The following is a 446-nucleotide window of genomic DNA, read 5'->3' as shown; positions in this document are numbered from 1 at the left end:
CATCTCGTGCTAACTCAGTTACTACAGGTCGTATTTATCAAACAGTTATAGAAAAAGAACGTCGTGGAGATTATTTAGGAAAAACAGTTCAGGTTGTTCCTCATATCACAAACGAAATCAAACGTCGTATCAAATTATTAGGTAATACAGGTGATTATGATATCATCATTACTGAAATTGGAGGTACGGTTGGAGATATTGAGTCTTTACCTTATATCGAATCTATCCGTCAGTTAACTTGGGAATTAGGAGAACATAATTCTTCTGTTATTCACTTAACATTAGTCCCTTATTTAGCTGCTGCGGGTGAATTAAAAACAAAACCTACTCAACATTCTGTTCGTACATTAATGGAAAATGGTATTCATGCCAATGTTTTAGTTACACGTACAGAGCGTCATTTACCAAAAGATGTAAAAGCTAAATTGGCTTTATTCTGTAATGTT

At 34.1% G+C, this 446-nt stretch carries 1 pseudogene; it reads left to right on the top strand.

Features of this window, described 5'->3' with window-relative positions:
• Positions 1–446 (top strand): annotated as a pseudogene (gene pyrG / locus QWI17_RS10545) (CTP synthetase); the annotation flags it as partial.

The organism is Gilvimarinus gilvus, assembly GCF_030518155.1.
Classification (GTDB): Bacteria; Pseudomonadota; Gammaproteobacteria; order Pseudomonadales; family Cellvibrionaceae; genus Gilvimarinus; species Gilvimarinus gilvus.
Note: the sequence above shows the minus strand (reverse complement) of the source record. Positions and strands in the feature narration are given on the sequence as shown.